Source organism: Pseudomonas sp. OTU750018, assembly GCF_011636575.1.
Lineage (GTDB): Bacteria > Pseudomonadota > Gammaproteobacteria > Pseudomonadales > Pseudomonadaceae > Aquipseudomonas > Aquipseudomonas peli.
The window spans coordinates 726002-742389 of the sequence record NZ_JAAPAU010000002.1; the positions used below are offsets into that span (position 1 = coordinate 726002).

The following is a 16388-nucleotide window of genomic DNA, read 5'->3' on the forward strand; positions in this document are numbered from 1 at the left end:
CCTCATCCTTCCCTGAATAAAGTTCACATAAGTGAACTTTTTCTGCATCTAGCATCAAGGATTTGAGCAAGCACGCAATCGGGCCATTTTTTCGCTTGTCAAAACCCACTGTATCGTGGAAATATTAACTCGTAATGATGACCCATGTGCGGACATCAACCCTAGCTGGTGGCACCAGCACCTCAATTCGTTCACTTCCGGAACTTATAGGCGTGATCACCACCTTGGCAGAGTCATTTTGCCAACCATGCGGCAGTATTGTTTGCGCTCAGCATGCATCACACGCCAATTTCATCTCCGGCCTTAAAGTCACGGTGCGATGTCCTGACGTTCGTCAATGACCATAACCGCGGTCTTATCGCTACTCCGAAAAGATTCCAGTTCGACAACAAGCTGTTTAGACCGCCATCCTAGCCATAGTCTCGACTGTCGTTAGAAGATGACTTGCCCTAAACAGAGACGGCCTTGGTCGGGAAAGCTCAAAGCCACGCCGGTTATAGCTTTCACCAATCAGCGCCCCAGACATTCCTACTGACAATCACCTGTTTCTAGCTAGGCTAGACGGTGCCAACTCATACGCTGCGTCCAAAATGGACCTCTACCTGACAAGTAGACCTGTAGCTATGCAGACCTAAAAAGCTTTGCGGCTGTTTTTGTCAGGTAGCCAGCCTTCCCGCCGCCCGTTTCGGGCCTTCAGGGCCATGCATTGCAAAGGAGTGCCTATCGGCGCTCCACAGTTTCGCTCATCAGCCAGTGCGCATATCGCGTTAACACTAAACATCCCCGGCGGGAGTTGGCTGACTGCTTTTCGTTCTATCCGGACAACCACTTTTCAGAATGTTCGCCTTTAACTAGGCAAGGAGTATCCATGTCAAAAAATCACGGTTCACGTGACAGTAGAAACTTCGGCTTTGGCCGCAAGCTGCATTACGCGATCAAAAATTGCCTCCGCACACATTTCGCAGATGGGCATTACGCAACAGTGCAAGCACATTCAGAGCGCTGCCGCCTTTTCTGCGACTGGCTGTTGTCATCGCATCAAATTGCAGATGCTCGTCTTATCAACCAAGAAGTTTTCTATGCGTACGCTGCCCATGTTCGCGGCTTGCTAGAAAACGGTGACATCTCCGTCAGCACGGCAACAAATCGAATTTCCAGCGTAAATGTGGTTATGAAGATTCTTCGTGGCGACACCAAAGTTCATATTTCCAAGATTGGAAAAGTACTCGGAGAAAAGCGCAGCCACATCAGATCCGTCGCTCCGCACGGAATGATTTTTGAACACCTGAACCCATTGATTGATGACCTGATCAAGACCGACTTTCCGCGAGTGGCTGCAATAATCCTGCTAGCTAGGGTTACAGGTATGCGACTGAGAGAAGCCATCCTTGCAGACCTTCCCCGCTTAGCGCGGGAGGCCTCGAAGTTTGGAGAGATCAACATCCAGGACGGCTGCAAGGGCGGCCGCGGCGGTGCATTTGCACCTCGCTGGGTACCCGCAACGGACATTGTGCTTTCAGTGATTGAGTTCGCCAGAAGCGTTTCGCCACCAGGAAGTCGAAACTTACTGTCCCCTACCGAAAGTTACGTTGATTTTTTGAGGGGCACAGTTAACCCCTCACGCAATACCCTCAAGGCCCACGGCATACCACGCTTTCATGACCTGCGCGCGGCTTATGCCTGCAGCCGTTATAAGGATTTAGCTGGAGTTCAGGCCCCCGTGTGCGTATCGGACGATGAATCACCAGTTCTATCGAAGTCGAGCAATCGAGAGGCACGACAGAAAATCAGCCGTGAGCTAGGGCACGAAAGACTGGATGTCACCAACGCCTATCTGGGTAAGCACTCGTCATGAGCATCTGTATGAAAGCATTTCTTGGCGGAGTGCTCAGAGGGTCCGCTCACACCAAAAATCGTCACATCACGCAGGCCAACTGCATTCAAAAGGCTATTGCCGATCGCTGGCAACGCCATCACCCCGAACAATGGCGACTCAAGCACATCCACTGGTTCCTCGATATCCATCTCAAAAACTCATCTCAAGAAACTCGGTATAGGTATTGGCTGACCCTGCAAGTGATTTTGGTGCGGCTAGGAAAAGCTCGAGATTGGGAACCTCGGCTTCAGGGCAATTGGATAAGCCGTGCCGGCTCCAAAAATGTCTAGTCGCTGTAGCAACAGTTGCATTTTCAAAAGCCCTGACACGATGCCTATGACCTCATACATCACAGCTCATAGGAGATCAGCATTTGATCATCGTCATTGGTAGCAACAAAGGCGGCGTTGGCAAAACAACGCTTGCCACCAACTTGGCCGTAGCATTTGCAATCCGGATGAACAAGGTGGTGCTCGTTGATGCGGACCCGCAGGGGTCAGCTCTTTACTGGGGCTCAGTAAGGCAGCAAAGACAACACACACCACTTGTTCATGTCGCACAGCGACGAGGAAACCTGGTCGACGCTCTGAAGGTTCTAAGCCGCCAAAACCAGGTTGTAATCGTTGATGTGCCCGGCAGAAACAGCCCTGAGCTGATCAGTGCAATGTCCGTTGCGGACATAGTCATTTCTCCTCACGCTTGCAGCCAACTGGACCTGGAGACCCTGCAAGAATTAGAGGACCAGGTCCATGCTCTTCGGCCGTTGAATCCAAAAATACGGGTGTTGATTTACCAATCGATGGGGACGACCAACCCAAAGATTCGACAACGTGAACGAAGTGATTTTTGCAGCTATGTCAGCGTGTTTGAAAACCTCCTGCTAGCAAATTCATCAGGGTTTCAACGCTTGGCATATCGCGAGTGTATCTCCGAGGGAATTGGGGTTCTCGAAAGTAATAACCCCCTTGCAGCTGACGAGATTCAGCAGCTGCTCACGGAGATCCTCAATGGTTAATCCTCCTCGAAAACCAGTCCCACTGGCCGCCGAAGTAGATGCCCTTTCACGGACACTCGCCGACAGGTCTTACAGCGGAACAGACGGTCCATCAAAATCGCAGATGCGCCCCATAACGATCAATCTGCCCACTTGGATGATCCATCAGCTTGAGGAATCGGCACTACAGAATAAACGCAGCAACGCATCCAACAGATCTGTTAGCGCACTGGTTCGGTTCGCACTCATCGAGTCAGGCGTACTGGCCGGGAATGTACAACGGGAGATGTGACCTCACAGATCACAGATCACAGATCACAGATCACAGATCACAGATCATATTTTAGGCATGTCCACGGGAAGCCAAGATGTGCGCAAAATTGAGCTTAAACATAAAGGAAGCACTGGCTTTTCTTGTCGGGTTCGCTGCAGTGGCAGTACCTGGAACCCTGTTCTTACTCAGTCTAGAAGTCCAGGTCGCGACTTGGAAGCTTGCAGCCCTCATCACTGCGGAGTTCGCCAGTGGTGAGGCTATGCGCTCTGGTTTTCGCTATCTGAATACAAGAGGTAGAAACGATGAATACAGCTGACGGCATGAGTGACGAAGAGCTCGACACTTGGGCAGACATTTTCTACCAAGCAAAAATTGGCGGAGTAACAGCGGTGACTTTCAGCCAATTCCTCAGCTGCCCGTTCATTCACCTGAGCTCAGAGCCTCACAAGGTGGATAGGCCCGAGAAAGGAAAGCGATGCCTCCGCCTGGCGTACTCGACGAATTGATCACCAAAGACCAGCTTTAGCATCTAGGAAAATCACACTTAATTGATCCGCTAGACAATACAGCACATTGAAGCCGTCACCGCACCGACGGCAGTTCACCCCAGCGGCACGTATAGCCGGGGGATTTCAGCTGCTGCTTCATCGCCCAACTGCCGCTGGCAGGCACCCGCGCCAGGCGCACGGTGCCTCGGCCCATGGTGGTGTTGATCTTGTCCAGGGCGGTCATTAGCTCGGCGCTACGTGGGCGTGGCTCGGGGGCGAACAGGTCGCCTTGTAGATGTGCCGGGTTTACGAAGTGCATCAACACAACACCAGCCTTCTGGTAACGGTAGCCCGGCAGGTAGATGGCCTGCACGCCGGCCAAGGCCGCCTGGATCAGGTCGCGGGTGTCGTTGGTGGGATATGGCAGCGGCACGTTAGCGGTGCGCGAGTAGCGCTTCTCGTCAGGGTTGAACACACCAGTGCGGATATACACCTGCATCATCTGGCAGGCATCGCCTTGTTTGCGCAGCTTCTCGGCCGCCCGGCTGGCGTAGGTGGCCACTGCTTCGCGCAACGGCTCCAGCGCGGTCACCCGTTCGGAGAATGAGCGGCTGCAGGCGATAATCTGTTTCGGCTCCGGCCCTTCGTCCAGGCCATAGCATGGCTCACCGCGCAGTTCGCGGATGGTCTTCTCCACCACCACGCTGAATAGTTTGCGCATGCTCTTGGCATCCTGCTGGGCCAGGTCCCAGGCGGTGGTGATGTTCATGCCCGCCAGGTGCTTTTGCATCTGCCGGCCAACGCCCCACACCTCGCCCACTGGCGCCGCCTTCAACAACGCCTGTTGCTGCTCTATGCGTGTGGCGACCACAACGCCACTTTGGCTGTGCTTCTTCGCCGCCCAGTTGGCCAGCTTGGTTAAGGTTTTGGTGGTGGACACCCCTACCCCAACCGGCATGCCCGTAAGCCGCTCAACCTCAGCCTTGATGAACCGCCCATAAGCCGCCAACGGCCGGTGCACGCCGGTAAGGTCCAGGAAACTCTCATCGATGGAATACACCTCCATCCGTGGCGCCATTTCGCGCAGCACATTCACTACCCGCGCCGAGATATTGCCGTACAGCGCGTAATTGCTGCTGAACACCTCAACGCCGTGCGGCTCGATCAAGTCGCGGATCTTGAAGTAAGGCTCGCCCATACCGATGCCCAGCGCCTTGGCCTCGTTGCTGCGGCTCACCACACAGCCATCGTTGTTACTCAGCACCACCACCGGCAGGCCACGTAGATCTGGACGGAACAGCCGCTCGCAGCTCACGTAGAAGTTATTGCAGTCCACCAGCGCATAGACTCTGGGCATACTTATACCCCCGGCATTTTGTGGATGCAGTGCACCACCACGCCAAAGATCTCCAACTCTTCATCTTGGTTCAGACGGATGTCCTGGTAAGCCGGGTTGGCCGCACGCAGCACCGGTAAGCCAAGCTCAAAGGACAATTGCTTGCAGGTGAATTCTCCGCGCACTACAGCCACTACCACCATGCCGGCCACGGCACTCAGGGAACGGTCCACCACCAGAGTGTCGCCGTCGTAAATCCCCAGGCCGTTCATACTGTTGCCCAACACACGCAGAAAATACGTGGCCGCTGGGTGGCGCACGCATAGGTCGTCCAGCGAGAGATTGGCCTCAATATGGTCCTCAGCGGGCGAAGGAAAACCTGCTGAAATGCGGCTCAGGAAGAAAGGCAGCCGCAAACCTGGCCTGTCAACGCGGCCGAAAACTGTCATGGGCATGGGAAGTGACCTGCAAGAAATACTGTATCTACATACAGTATTATGCAAACCCCACACTGGCAACAGCAGCAGACCGGAGGCAAGCATGTGCGGAGGTGTTGAAGTGGCTGGGCGCTACAGCGCGACGGGCAAACCCATACGGATTTATTTCCCCAACCCCAAGGCCGCGCTGCCTGTGCTGCAGGTCGATGGCAGCGTGGAGTGGATTACCTGGGGCCGCCGCAAGGAACAGCCAGGCCACCTCCCTGCCACCGGCTGGGCGCGAGACGACTCCATCACCACCGGCAAATGGGCACGCTACCACCCACAGCCGGTGCAGATAGTCGCAGAGCGATTTATGGAGAAGGACGAAGCCAAGCAGTCCCATTGGTTTGACCTGGCAGAAGGCCAAACCATCGAGGCATTGCTACTGCAGCAGGGAGAAGAACGGCGGGTGTATGTGGTTACTACTGCTCCTCCAATAGATGCCCGCGACACTCACGATCGATGGCCAAGAATAAGCGCCTTACATTAGTAGTTTGCTTGTTTACTAATCACTTGCTCCAACGCGCTTGCTGCATTTACCACTCGACTGTACATTTCTCTAGACACAGAAAAATCTCGGCCATGTACTAACGCATTACGATAACGGATCAACTCAATCAAAGTGCTCGCAATGTCCGGGTCAATGTACCCCCCATCTTCCATCGCCTTAACCACCTTAATATTACTGATCCTATAACGCTTAGGAGGCCAGTTGTTTTTAGTGTAACTAACACCAGGCGAACCATCAATTGGAACAGCCCGATTAGAAACATTAAGATAATTATCATAAAAATAAGCCAGATGACTCTCGATACAATTGAAATGATAAAGAAAGCTAACCACATCACCAGGAGAACCTTGATGATTAGGCGAGTTACTTAACCTTTCTTTTTCTTCACGCGCGCCACTGCCATCTACTTCATCAACCACATCAACCACATCAACCACATCAAGCGTATCAGCAACTTCTAATGAAACCTCATCAACAGGCGTTAACACTGGATCATCGGAAGATCCTACGTTATGGAAAATATTAGGTACGGCGATATTTCCGTCTACTGTCAACGCACTCTCTAAATCTTTCTTGATCTTGTCGCTTGCATCTTCAATTCTGTGAGGCCTCATTGCGTCACGAACAAAAAAACCGGTAAAAATAAGTGAAATAAAGAACGTTGCAGAAGCAATATTTTTCATAGCCTCTCTAAGAAGTGAGTCAGGATGCTCTCTAAAGACGATAGCTAAAATTGAAAAGAAAATTGCCAGCAATGACACTACCGTCAGAAACGTAATAGATGAATACTGCGACTCCTTAATACTGGTTAGCGCTTCAGCAATAGTCTCATCCCTATCAGCGAGCCGATCTTGCTGATTCTGCAAAAATATATATCCAGTGATTGTCAAGCCATAAACAGCAGCAACAACTTGAGCTAGAGAAGAAAATATATAAAGCGTTTGATTTTCGCTAAGACTTACAACTGGATAAAATAGCCCTACCCCCACCCACCCGCCTACAATAAAAAAAGCAGAAATATACATATTAAAACTTTTTAGCATACTTTAAAATCTTCTTATTAATTAATTCAGCATCTAATTACGCAAAACCAAAAATATTTTTCGTAATTAAAAATGACATATTTCTACAACGGATCGCCCACCAACACCGCAGCCCCGGTATCACCTTCACAGCCGTCCTGGGGCATCCACTCCAGGCTGGCGGTTTTGTGGTCGAAGCTTACAAACAAGTTGCGGTCGATGCATTCGGCCATCGCGCCTTTGGCCACGGCGTGTAACAGAGTTTCGGTCCACTCCACTACTTCGTAGTTGAACACCTGGGCCTCGATGTCTTCACCTTCGTCGTGGTGCAGTATGTTGGCAAAGGCTTCGCTGCAAACAGTCTTGGCCTGGTTGCAGCGGATCTCGATGGCATTGCGGCCAGGCTGGTCGTAACCCGCCACAGTCTTCCAACTTCCCCATATCAGCAAGTCGCCCTGGTGCTCCTGCACTGTTAGCGGGGGCACAGTGATGATATGGGATTGCTCAATTGGCGCAGGTGCGGCGTACCAGAGGGCCGCATATGCGGCCACTAAGGCAGAAGCGAGGGAGACAAGCAGGTATTTAATGTAGTGCATGATCGAATCCTTTCGAAAGTGGTGCCGTCCTGGCCAGTAGGAGTCTAGTTCATGTGGCAGAAATAACAAAAAATAGCGGAGGTGAATTCAGATTCACACAAATAAAACTACCCCTCCCAAATTATTAATTAGCAAAACTTAAGCACACTCAATCAATACGATGTGCTAAATCAACCAGTGCAAAATAAGTATTTATCACATTGTGGTGATTAGAAAAATCTATCGCAATACTAGTAATATACTTCTCTTCATGACCTGTCTGGTTTCTCAGATGCTCAGTTTCCGCGCCACTGCCTGCTGGAAAAAATCTCATGTAGACCCGAAAAATATCGTGCACATTTTGATTTGAATGATTGAAGTATAAGTATGTACCAGGAAATTTTCCCTTTATTGCTTCACAGGCACCTTGGACATCCCCCTGCCCCCTAGCCAACATGGAGTAATATTCCGGGCACTCTGACTTTATAAAAACAAGGTATGAAATAAAAAACAAATGAAGTCTATGCCCTTCCAAGCTATTACTTATAGCAACTATTTGCCTAAATAACTTGTCAAGCTCCCTCAAGGTTACATTAAATGTCATGGCAAGCGCCAAAAATAATACCTGTTGCTTATTTAAATTTTTCGGCCCGGATAAAACTGTATTGGAGAGTGGTTCAACAGGTGGACGACCAGAATAAAAACCTCGCTCTGATACGCGATCTATAGAATACTGTAGCTCAAATAATTTATCTTCATCAAAAACAGGAGCACAGGATTTAATCCATGCTGACTTATCACTATTGTCTAACGTAAACTCAGCATCAAAAAAACGCTTTATATACTTATCAGAAGCAAAACCTTCTCCATAAACAGCACGAACAGAGTGAAGCAGCTGACTTGTATCAGTTGCAATAATGAAAACACAATCATCAATATCAAAAAAATGCTTAACTCGTTCTAACAACTCAATGGCGAAAGTCGGGCGGCAACGATCCAGCTCGTCAATAAATATGTATGCCGGCTTTTTTGGCGCATCCCCAGAAACCTTATCAGAAGCCCATAACAACAGCTCCCTAAAAACAGCTTTAAAATCATTTACGGACTGGAGAGTTTCCTTGTTATTCTCGATCAGTTTTTCGACGGCTTTCTCCGCTGCATCAGCTAAGCTTTCAGAGTCAACAACCTCAGAAACTACGCCTATATCAACACCAGTAAATTTTTTAACAATACCTTTTGCTAAAACAGGAGTAGCCGCAACTATTGCCTTAGATGCACGCTGAGTAAAGTTACGAATCTTATCATTCGCCTCCCCAGCTCCACCGCTCATTTCTGAAAGCTGCTCTCGTATAGATGCAACTAAAGAAACAAATGCATCACCCGAGTAATCATTTTCCCAAGCATTAAATTTCACACAAACGCGATCTTTAGAAAGCTGAAGTTTCCAATTATTCAAAAAAAAAGTCTTCCCAGTCCCCCAAGGAGAATTAATATTTAAAACTTTAATGGGATAATTACTATCCAAATACTTAGTCAAAAAATTAGCAACACGCATTCTATCCATACTGTCTTCAGCCCACGGAAGACTTTTTTCATCACTCATAAACGCTCCACACCAATCATGCAAAAAACTAACAAGGCAACTCGCCGGTAGCAAGGAACGCTTCAAATTCAAATTCATTCATAATAAAAGCACCAGACTCTCTCGCAGATTCAATTTTTGAAGGCCCAGCGTTATAGCCAATACATAAAATTGAAAGTAATTTGGTAGGTGTTTTCATTACTCGAAGGCCGTTTTCAACAGCTTTCGCCTCAAGCGATTTTCGATCAGTAGATTTAAAACCTGTAAAAAGAATTTGCGGGCGCTGATCAAGTGCAGCTTTCGGAAGAGGTTGAGGGGCCGGAGAGGCTTTTTCGAACAACAGTTGCTCTTCACCACTGAGGTATCGCTGCACACGATCCTTTCGGAAGGTACGGGGAATATAGTCAGTTTCAGAGCGCCCCTGGATATACAGGCTGTTCTCTCGCCAACGAGTCAGTGTCCACTCAGCGGTTTCCCCTTTGGCGTTGGTATAAATGAACTTGAGCATCCCTACTCCTCATTTTTCCGCTAACTAGTCTTTAGGTTCATCTCAGCCATGGCAGCAGCCATCCGGGCCATAGCGGCGCGGTCGGCTTCGGGTAGGACGCGAAAATGCGTCAATACAGAGGACTCTTCAACAGTGAGGCTTGCAGACGGCAGCGGTTTGCGTTCGCCAGTCACGACATACAAAACGTCCACACCATGAGCAGCCACCGCCTCTAGGTAGTCGGCACCGGGGAAGCGCTCGCTACTTTCGTACTTCCCCTGGGCATTAGCTTTAACACCGCCAATCTCGCCAAAAGCAGCTTGAGAAAGCCGAAGACGCTCTCTTTCCTCACGCAGCCGCTCACCAATTCCACTCATTTGAATAGATAATCCCGTTTACACCACTCGCATGAGTGGCACTCTGTGGCCAATTGAACGCTTTTGAATGGTTTTGAATCATGCACGCGACCCGTACTCCAGCACAAGCAAAGGCCTGGCTCGATGAACAGGGCAAATCCATAAAAGAGTTTGCCGACGAGAAAGGCCTCGACCACGCCACTACCTACCAAGTGCTGGCAGGAACGAAGAAAGGAAAGCGAGGTGAAGCACACCGCGTTGCTGTAGCCCTCGGCATCAAAGAAGGCGTAGTCGCACAGTAGTGCGGCGGGCTCAAGGGGAAAACGAGAAGATGAAACGCCCGATTCTTGATAGCCGCCGCAAGGTCATCAGCGCTGTTATCTGTGCCTACCCCGGTGGCCGCGACTGCGCCGCCGCCCGCTTGGGCCTGGGGTTGAAGAAGTTCGACAACCAGGCCTACGAGAACGCAGGCCACCGCCCGCTAAGCGACGACCAGGTGCACATTCTTGAACAGGCTAGCTATCGTATGCGAGGCATCAGCAAAACCTTCTGTTATTACAAAGCTACTTTTCAAGATTTCCTCCGTCACCTGACCCACGAACGGTACGCAATAGGCCATTTTTCAACGTTTTCCTTCGGCATCATGATTTCAAGCAATGCTGATCGGCATGCTTGTTGATAACCAAATAGGAAGTGAAAAATGATTAAAAATGCAATTAACCTCGTGACTAAAGGTATCTGCGAGGCCGTCAGCATGAAAATTCATACTGTGGGTATCGACCCAATCTGTTTTGGACTTCGCACCGAAACTGATGAAGACGGTCAAATTATCGCTCACTGGAAAATTTCGACCACTGGGACGGATGGCAACCTCTACATCGATTTCTTGGATGACGTGAACGACTCTAACGAGGTCATTTTGGATCACACGCTCGAAGATTTCGGCATTGAGCTCACTGCTGAGCAAAAAGAAATTTTTCTCGAGTTCGAACCAAAACTCGGCGTTATTCGTCGCATTTTGCACGCACAGGAAAAGCTTGAGAGCCTCCAGGATGAGATCCACTGCTAAGTAGCTGCACTGCGGCTCTGATACATTTTTCGTATCAGAGCCGCACAGCACATAAAAGCGACTGCCCTTCGCGCTTAATTAACCGCCGCCATCAAAGCTCTACGAATCGGATTGATTCCAAACCTGCCCGCAACACTCCTTCCCGACACTTGCATAACCCACCCCCTATGGTCAGCTGTTACGAGCATTGCTGAGCCTGCTTGGTAACGAGCCAGCATCGCGAAAACTCTCGATAAAACACGTTATCAAGAGCTGTTGCCGTTATCGATTTAACCAGCGACAAAGTCACTTTAGCGAAAAGGGCGTGACCGGTTATGCAGTCAGAAAAGCGACTTTGGGCCAACAATCATAAGGAGCTGATTGAGGCGCCCTCCTCCGTTATTTGTTTGGTTTCTGAATGGCTCGCTAACCTCGACAACCAGCAGACACGGCGCGCCTACAGTTCCGATATCCGGGACTTTTTTGCGTTAGTCGGCGCGCGCTCAGTCGAGGACTTACTTGAAATATCACGTGGGCATGTACTGGTTTGGCGCGCAGCCCTAGAAAAATCAGGTTTAACCACAGCCACACGCCGGCGAAAACTTGCAGCTTTGGCATGCTTATTCGACTACCTGATCGAACGAGATCCGCGCTACACACGCAACCCTGTCCACGGGATCAAACGTCCACGAACTGAATACTACGAGGGCAAGACCCCTGCTTTGAGCAGCGCCCAGGCAAAGTTACTTCTCGACGCCCCCAACCTGCACTCAGCAAAAGGTTTACGAGACAGGGCCATCTTGGCGGTGCTGCTTTATCACGGCCTGCGGCGCCAAGAAGTTGCTTCTCTACGCGTGTGCGACCTGCAGAAGCGGGATGGTTTGCTGCATCTACGAATCCACGGCAAAGGTGGCCGATTGCGATACATCCCTCTTCACGGTGATGCAGAGAACAGCATCAATCAGTACCTAGGAGGTGCTTGCGTCGAGAGAGACAAAAGCTGCTTTATGTTTACAAGCCTTCGAGGCAGCAAAGCTGGCAGGAGCCTGAGCGCTGATGGCATCTATAAGCTTGTATGTCACTACGCGCTGCAAGCCGGAATAGATGTGGCTGGATTAGGCGTACACGGCCTGCGTGTTACTGCGGCTACCAATGCGTTAGAAAACAACGCAGATATTGCTCAAGTCCAGCACTGGCTTGGACACGCGAGCATCAGCACCACCCGACTGTATGATCGCCGCCAAAACCGCGCGAGCGACTCACCCTCATTTAAAATTCAGTACGAACTCTGAAAATATCTGGTCATGGCACCAAAACCAGCACTCTTGAGCGGGTTGCATATCCGAGAAGTCATGCTCACCTGAAGGCCCTATTTGTTGAGGCCATCAATCATGTACAGAACATCAGAAGAAGTTCGCGCAGCACTTTGGAGACATCTGCTCTACAGCAGCCAGTCGATTGTGATCGTGGTATCAGCAATGACAATTCGTTTGGGTTACTTGGAATATCCCCCATCAACGTCAGCACCTCAATTGATTGAAATAGCCTTGTGGCGACTCGCCTTACTCCTGTCTTTTCAATCGGCCCCGCTGGCATGGGCTGTGTTTCTCTTCAAAGGCTACAAGCACCGACGGCTATTAATCCCGCTCCACGAATCCATGAAGTTGCTGAGGTTACCGCTAGCGACATGGACATGTGTGTGCCTGCTCACCAGCACCGTTCTGTGGCCAATGCTGCGCGCTTGAAAGTCGCGTCTCTCTACCTTCATTAATACTTTGTCAGCCTAGGTGCGCCATGTCCCGAACTATCCTAACTGCCGTTTTCATAACCGTCCTGAGCGGTTGCGGCCTGCTCCCTCGAACCGGTACACCATCAGTGGCATTGCAAATAGCGGATGCGATGAGCATTCCTGCCTATGACATGTCACGCACCGAGCATGAAGAAACCTTTGCAGTGACTGGGTCTAGCGGTCGCAATCTTGATCACTCAGTGAGCGGCGCTGCACAGCTGATTGCATCCGGAGATCCAACAATGTTGCTGTTGAGTGGATTAACTCCGGGGAGCCCTACCGCGCGAATACAAATCGCCGCATGGGTGCCTGAAAGCCTGGCATCCACTCCAAGGAATGCTGTGGCTGCCGCTTCACAGGCCTATATAGAGGCGCGCGCGGATGTTTACAGCAAGGATGAGCATGGCCGGGAAAAGTTACTTTCGACCAAGGTTAGGCATGTGCTCGGCCAACCATTCGGTGAAGGTGGTTTGATACAGACCTATGCCCAACTATACGATCTGATTGCCGACCATTCCCCAAGCCTGGCGCCAGCCCCTTCATTTATGCCGGAATACGGTATGGCTTATGGCCCTATTTTCTTGGATGCCTGGGGAACACCTGCAAATGCAGAACACATCCGATTGATTACTGAGATGTCTAAGGCGTTGCCATCCTGGTTCTACATCTATAACCCTGGCCTGCAAGGGGTTTCCGCTAGGTCAATCCTAAACCAGGGACAAAAGCTACTTTTCGTTGAGCCGTAAACGCTAACTGTCACGACGTCTGTGGCACTGCAAATTGGCAAGTTTGCATCGAAATGGCCAAGCCTGGGAGTGTATTCCCAGGCTGCTTGCATATTCAAAATAATGGGGAAACTGGAACCGTAACCCAAACGGAGCCATACCCATGTCACTCGAAGAACAAATCACTTTTACCCCCGACCAACAGGTTCACCTGAATGCTTGGTCATCGGTTTACATCGATGCTCAGATACAGCAAAAGCTCGGCATTACGCTCTCACAATTCCTGATAAACCCGGGAAAGTATCTTTTCCTAGCATGGCTGACAGCCCCTCACATCCCGACGAATAACGGTTTCTTACCGCTGTTACCTGCTCAGGTAGCAGCTAGCCGGCGTATTCATCAGCGATGGGCAGAAGAGGACGAGGACGAATAAGTGCAGAACGCGAATATTGAATCTAGAAAAACGCCAAAAACAAAGGAGCCAAACTCATGTATGTAATCGCTGCATTCATCATATTCATAGTGGGTTGCGCCCTTCTCGCCGATTGGCTCGCAGGCGACCTAAGGAAGCGCAAGCACGAAGAATGGCTGCGCTTCCCTACTATTGAAGAGTACGCTCGGAAAACTCAATTGAGCCGCATTCAATGCTTGCACTGCAGGTCATGCAGCATCCGGCAGTATGGTCTTGAGGCACGTAATGACAAACGCCGAATACATGCATGCAATCAGTGCAACACGAATCTATATAGAACGACACGGGGCTAATGAAAAGCTGTTTTCCTTACTGTCCCAGTGTCGGTGAGGAAAACTGTTTAAAGGTGCCTATGGCACCTGAAATGCCTGCAGTGTTGCAGCTCAAGGCTTTTGGCTATTTAGTCTACGTTCAAGCAGCTTAGCGAACAAAAAACCTACGGTTCCGATCAAAGCAACCGCCAATACTGTACCCAAAATAAAGTAACCAACAGGTTCCATGCTACCCCCATGATCCAGCTCGATGGATTGATAATGCCTCCAGCATACGCCCCTCTCTGAAAAATGCTGATCTACCCAACCTACGGCCAACCGAAACCAGATAGAAAGACTCTTTTGGAAGCCGAACACCACTAAATCACCCAAGAATCTCATGACGTATCCGACAATCTAGCACTAGCCGTCAGCTGGGGTCATGAAGGGCTGCATTCGACCGATTCTGTTGAAAAAGTAGGTTTCGACGGCAGCCAGCAGATCAGGTGTGCCTGCTGCCGAAGTGGCTGCAAGCCACTTCAAGTTGCCTTTCGGCGTTTCACTGAGCGTCCTTGCTCAGGTTTGAGGGTTAATTTGAGGGTTTCTGCCCGCAGCAGGCTTACCTATCCTGTGAGCGGTGGCCCTTGAGGCAAAAGCTTGGCCATGCGTCGCAGGTTCTGCACCGTCGCCGCCAAAGTGAATTCGTCAGTGGCACCTGTCAGGCCACGCAGTCGTAAACGGTCGAGTTTCATGATCCGTTTGAGGTGGGCGAACAGCATCTCCACCTTTTTTCGTTCGCAGCGAGAGACGAGGTATTCCGGTGTCTTGGCGATGCGCCTGGCCACATCGCGGGCAGCCTCATGGATGCTGCGGACGATCTTCCGATTCGGCGTATTGGGGCAACATTTCGCTTTCAAAGGACAGGCGGTGCAGTCGGTTTGGCTGGAGCGATAAATGATGGTGTTGGCCTTGGTCACCCGCGATCTTTTATGGGTGAAGGCGCGCCATTCACTGCGTAGTGGTTTGCCGGCTGGGCAGCGGTATTCATTGGCTTCCTGATTCCAGTGAAAGTCGTTACTGGAGAGGCTGTCGTCTTTGCGCTCAGTCTTGTCCCACACCGGCACATGCGGCTCGATGTCCTTCTCTTCGACCATCCACGCCAGCATCGGGGCAGTGCCATAAGCGGTGTCGCCGATAAGGCGTTCCGGTGTGAGGTCGAACTGCGCTTCGACACGCTCGACCATCGTTCTAGTCGAATCGACTTCGGCGGTACGGTGCGCCGGGGTAGCTTCCACATCCATGATCACGCCGTGCTCAGTGTCGATCAGGTAGTTCGTGGAGTAGGCAAAGTAGGCCGGGCCGCCTGGCGCTGCTGTCCAACGGGACTGAGGATCGGTGAGCGAAATTTTCTTGGGAAGAGCTTCAGCCAGCGCCTCTTCATCAAGGGCTTCGAGGTACTCGCGCACGGCGCGGCTGCTGAGCTTTGGATCGTTCCAATCGACCTCATCTCCCGCCACCCCACGTTGCCGGCTGGCATCAGCCTTGATGATGCTGGCGTCGACGGCGAAACCTTCACCCTTGACTAGGCCGGCTGTCATGCAGCGCCGCAGCACCTCATTGAATAACCAGCGGAATAGATCGCTGTCACGAAAACGGCCATGGCGATTCTTCGAGAAGGTCGAGTGATTGGGGACTTCGTCTTCCAGGCCCAGCCGGCAGAACCAGCGATAGGCCAGGTTCAGGTGCACTTCTTCGCACAATCGCCGCTCGGAACGAATGCCATAGCAGTAGCCGACGACCAGCATGCGCACCATCAACTCCGGGTCAATCGAGGGACGCCCGATGGGGCTATAGAAATCCGCCAGGTAGGCACGCAGATCACTAAGATCCAGGCACTGGTCGATGCTGCGCAGGAGGTGTTGGCCCGGGACGTGATCTTCCAGATTGAACGAGTAGAACAGGCGCTGCTGTCCTCCCGGTAACTGTCCCATCATGCTGTTCGCCCCCATGCTCGCTGACAGAGCAATTTTGCCAACGGCATGGGGAGGTCGCTACTTTTTCAACAGAATCGACCATAAGCAGCCACTCGGATGCGCCTACAAAGCGAGGAGCAATTCAGCTTT

General features: G+C 50.9%; 17 protein-coding genes and 1 pseudogene. 10 read left to right on the forward strand and 8 right to left on the reverse strand.

What is annotated here, in order from left to right:
- Positions 1 to 868 precede the first annotated feature (868 nt).
- The 3 genes from HCI85_RS12235 to HCI85_RS12245 all read left to right on the forward strand — a co-directional run bounded on the left by HCI85_RS12235 (position 869) and on the right by HCI85_RS12245 (position 2891).
- Positions 869 to 1855: an integrase domain-containing protein gene (locus HCI85_RS12235; RefSeq protein ID WP_167144909.1), complete on the forward strand. Its 987-nt coding sequence runs from the start codon at positions 869 to 871 to the stop codon at positions 1853 to 1855.
- A gap of 8 nt (positions 1856 to 1863) precedes the next feature.
- The gene (locus HCI85_RS12240) at positions 1864 to 2166 is read left to right on the forward strand and encodes a hypothetical protein (protein WP_342636236.1); all 303 of its coding nucleotides are present in this window, start codon (positions 1864 to 1866) and stop codon (positions 2164 to 2166) included.
- Positions 2167 to 2249: 83 nt separating this feature from the next.
- Positions 2250 to 2891, forward strand: a complete 642-nt coding sequence (locus tag HCI85_RS12245; protein WP_167144911.1) for an AAA family ATPase — start codon at positions 2250 to 2252, stop codon at positions 2889 to 2891.
- An 835-nt stretch (positions 2892 to 3726) separates the two neighbouring features.
- On the opposite strand, the gene umuC is transcribed toward HCI85_RS12245, so the two are convergent.
- Both umuC and HCI85_RS12255 read right to left on the reverse strand, forming a co-directional pair.
- Complete coding sequence (gene umuC / locus HCI85_RS12250; RefSeq protein WP_167144912.1) at positions 3727 to 4989, reverse strand: translesion error-prone DNA polymerase V subunit UmuC; 1263 nt, start codon at positions 4987 to 4989, stop codon at positions 3727 to 3729.
- Positions 4990 to 4991: 2 nt separating this feature from the next.
- A complete protein-coding gene (locus HCI85_RS12255) occupies positions 4992 to 5423 on the reverse strand; it encodes a LexA family protein (protein WP_167144913.1) in 432 nt (143 codons plus the stop codon).
- An 85-nt stretch (positions 5424 to 5508) separates the two neighbouring features.
- On the opposite strand from HCI85_RS12255, the gene HCI85_RS12260 reads away from it, so the two are divergent.
- Positions 5509 to 5937, forward strand: coding sequence for a hypothetical protein (locus HCI85_RS12260; protein WP_167144914.1), 429 nt, complete (start codon positions 5509 to 5511; stop codon positions 5935 to 5937).
- Here HCI85_RS12260 and HCI85_RS12265 read toward each other — a convergent pair.
- The 5 genes from HCI85_RS12265 to HCI85_RS12285 form a co-directional block, all read right to left on the reverse strand.
- On the reverse strand, positions 5934 to 6983 hold the full coding sequence (locus HCI85_RS12265) for a hypothetical protein (RefSeq protein ID WP_167144915.1): 1050 nt from the start codon (positions 6981 to 6983) through the stop codon (positions 5934 to 5936). The two genes, HCI85_RS12260 and HCI85_RS12265, sit on opposite strands and share 4 nt — an antisense overlap.
- 101 nt (positions 6984 to 7084) lie before the next feature.
- Positions 7085 to 7576: a hypothetical protein gene (locus HCI85_RS12270; RefSeq protein ID WP_241693775.1), complete on the reverse strand. Its 492-nt coding sequence runs from the start codon at positions 7574 to 7576 to the stop codon at positions 7085 to 7087.
- A gap of 148 nt (positions 7577 to 7724) precedes the next feature.
- Positions 7725 to 9158 (reverse strand): KAP family P-loop NTPase fold protein, encoded by a 1434-nt coding sequence (locus HCI85_RS12275; RefSeq protein WP_167144916.1) that lies wholly within the window; start codon positions 9156 to 9158, stop codon positions 7725 to 7727.
- A gap of 28 nt (positions 9159 to 9186) precedes the next feature.
- Positions 9187 to 9645, reverse strand: a complete 459-nt coding sequence (locus HCI85_RS12280; RefSeq protein WP_167144917.1) for a BRCT domain-containing protein — start codon at positions 9643 to 9645, stop codon at positions 9187 to 9189.
- Positions 9646 to 9665: 20 nt separating this feature from the next.
- Positions 9666 to 10001, reverse strand: a complete 336-nt coding sequence (locus HCI85_RS12285; protein ID WP_167144918.1) for a transcriptional regulator — start codon at positions 9999 to 10001, stop codon at positions 9666 to 9668.
- Positions 10002 to 10081: 80 nt separating this feature from the next.
- Between HCI85_RS12285 and HCI85_RS12290 the strand changes: the two genes are divergently transcribed.
- From HCI85_RS12290 to HCI85_RS12315, 6 genes and pseudogenes are all read left to right on the forward strand, one after another.
- A complete protein-coding gene (locus tag HCI85_RS12290; protein ID WP_167144919.1) occupies positions 10082 to 10282 on the forward strand; it encodes a DNA-binding protein in 201 nt (66 codons plus the stop codon).
- A 29-nt stretch (positions 10283 to 10311) separates the two neighbouring features.
- A pseudogene (locus tag HCI85_RS12295) lies at positions 10312 to 10494 on the forward strand (YmfL family putative regulatory protein); the annotation flags it as partial.
- 186 nt (positions 10495 to 10680) lie between these two features.
- Entirely contained in the window at positions 10681 to 11049 is a 369-nt protein-coding gene (locus HCI85_RS12300; RefSeq protein WP_167144920.1) for a hypothetical protein, read from the forward strand.
- A gap of 314 nt (positions 11050 to 11363) precedes the next feature.
- Complete coding sequence (locus HCI85_RS12305) at positions 11364 to 12320, forward strand: tyrosine-type recombinase/integrase (protein WP_167144921.1); 957 nt, start codon at positions 11364 to 11366, stop codon at positions 12318 to 12320.
- Positions 12321 to 12927: 607 nt separating this feature from the next.
- Positions 12928 to 13563 carry a hypothetical protein gene (locus HCI85_RS12310; protein ID WP_167144922.1) on the forward strand — a complete coding sequence of 212 codons (636 nt, stop codon included), beginning with the start codon at positions 12928 to 12930 and terminating at the stop codon, positions 13561 to 13563.
- Between the two features lie 142 nt (positions 13564 to 13705).
- On the forward strand, positions 13706 to 13975 hold the full coding sequence (locus HCI85_RS12315) for a hypothetical protein (protein WP_167144923.1): 270 nt from the start codon (positions 13706 to 13708) through the stop codon (positions 13973 to 13975).
- A gap of 913 nt (positions 13976 to 14888) precedes the next feature.
- On the opposite strand, the gene HCI85_RS12320 is transcribed toward HCI85_RS12315, so the two are convergent.
- Positions 14889 to 16259 (reverse strand): transposase, encoded by a 1371-nt coding sequence (locus tag HCI85_RS12320; protein ID WP_167144924.1) that lies wholly within the window; start codon positions 16257 to 16259, stop codon positions 14889 to 14891.
- Positions 16260 to 16388 lie beyond the last annotated feature (129 nt).

Excerpts from the sequence above, each read along its gene's own strand:
- HCI85_RS12255 (WP_167144913.1), bottom strand. The coding sequence starts at position 5,423 with ATGCCCATGACAGTTTTCGGCCGCGTTGACAGGCCAGGTTTGCGGCTG.
- HCI85_RS12305 (WP_167144921.1), top strand. The coding sequence starts at position 11,364 with ATGCAGTCAGAAAAGCGACTTTGGGCCAACAATCATAAGGAGCTGATT.
- HCI85_RS12260 (WP_167144914.1), top strand. The coding sequence starts at position 5,509 with ATGTGCGGAGGTGTTGAAGTGGCTGGGCGCTACAGCGCGACGGGCAAA.
- HCI85_RS12280 (WP_167144917.1), bottom strand. The coding sequence starts at position 9,645 with ATGCTCAAGTTCATTTATACCAACGCCAAAGGGGAAACCGCTGAGTGG.
- umuC (WP_167144912.1), bottom strand. The coding sequence starts at position 4,989 with ATGCCCAGAGTCTATGCGCTGGTGGACTGCAATAACTTCTACGTGAGC.
- HCI85_RS12275 (WP_167144916.1), bottom strand. The coding sequence starts at position 9,158 with ATGAGTGATGAAAAAAGTCTTCCGTGGGCTGAAGACAGTATGGATAGA.
- HCI85_RS12320 (WP_167144924.1), bottom strand. The coding sequence starts at position 16,259 with ATGATGGGACAGTTACCGGGAGGACAGCAGCGCCTGTTCTACTCGTTC.
- HCI85_RS12240 (WP_342636236.1), top strand. The coding sequence starts at position 1,864 with ATGAAAGCATTTCTTGGCGGAGTGCTCAGAGGGTCCGCTCACACCAAA.
- HCI85_RS12270 (WP_241693775.1), bottom strand. The coding sequence starts at position 7,576 with ATGCACTACATTAAATACCTGCTTGTCTCCCTCGCTTCTGCCTTAGTG.
- HCI85_RS12265 (WP_167144915.1), bottom strand. The coding sequence starts at position 6,983 with ATGTATATTTCTGCTTTTTTTATTGTAGGCGGGTGGGTGGGGGTAGGG.
- HCI85_RS12315 (WP_167144923.1), top strand. The coding sequence starts at position 13,706 with ATGTCACTCGAAGAACAAATCACTTTTACCCCCGACCAACAGGTTCAC.
- HCI85_RS12310 (WP_167144922.1), top strand. The coding sequence starts at position 12,928 with ATGAGCATTCCTGCCTATGACATGTCACGCACCGAGCATGAAGAAACC.
- HCI85_RS12300 (WP_167144920.1), top strand. The coding sequence starts at position 10,681 with ATGATTAAAAATGCAATTAACCTCGTGACTAAAGGTATCTGCGAGGCC.
- HCI85_RS12235 (WP_167144909.1), top strand. The coding sequence starts at position 869 with ATGTCAAAAAATCACGGTTCACGTGACAGTAGAAACTTCGGCTTTGGC.
- HCI85_RS12285 (WP_167144918.1), bottom strand. The coding sequence starts at position 10,001 with ATGAGTGGAATTGGTGAGCGGCTGCGTGAGGAAAGAGAGCGTCTTCGG.
- HCI85_RS12290 (WP_167144919.1), top strand. The coding sequence starts at position 10,082 with ATGCACGCGACCCGTACTCCAGCACAAGCAAAGGCCTGGCTCGATGAA.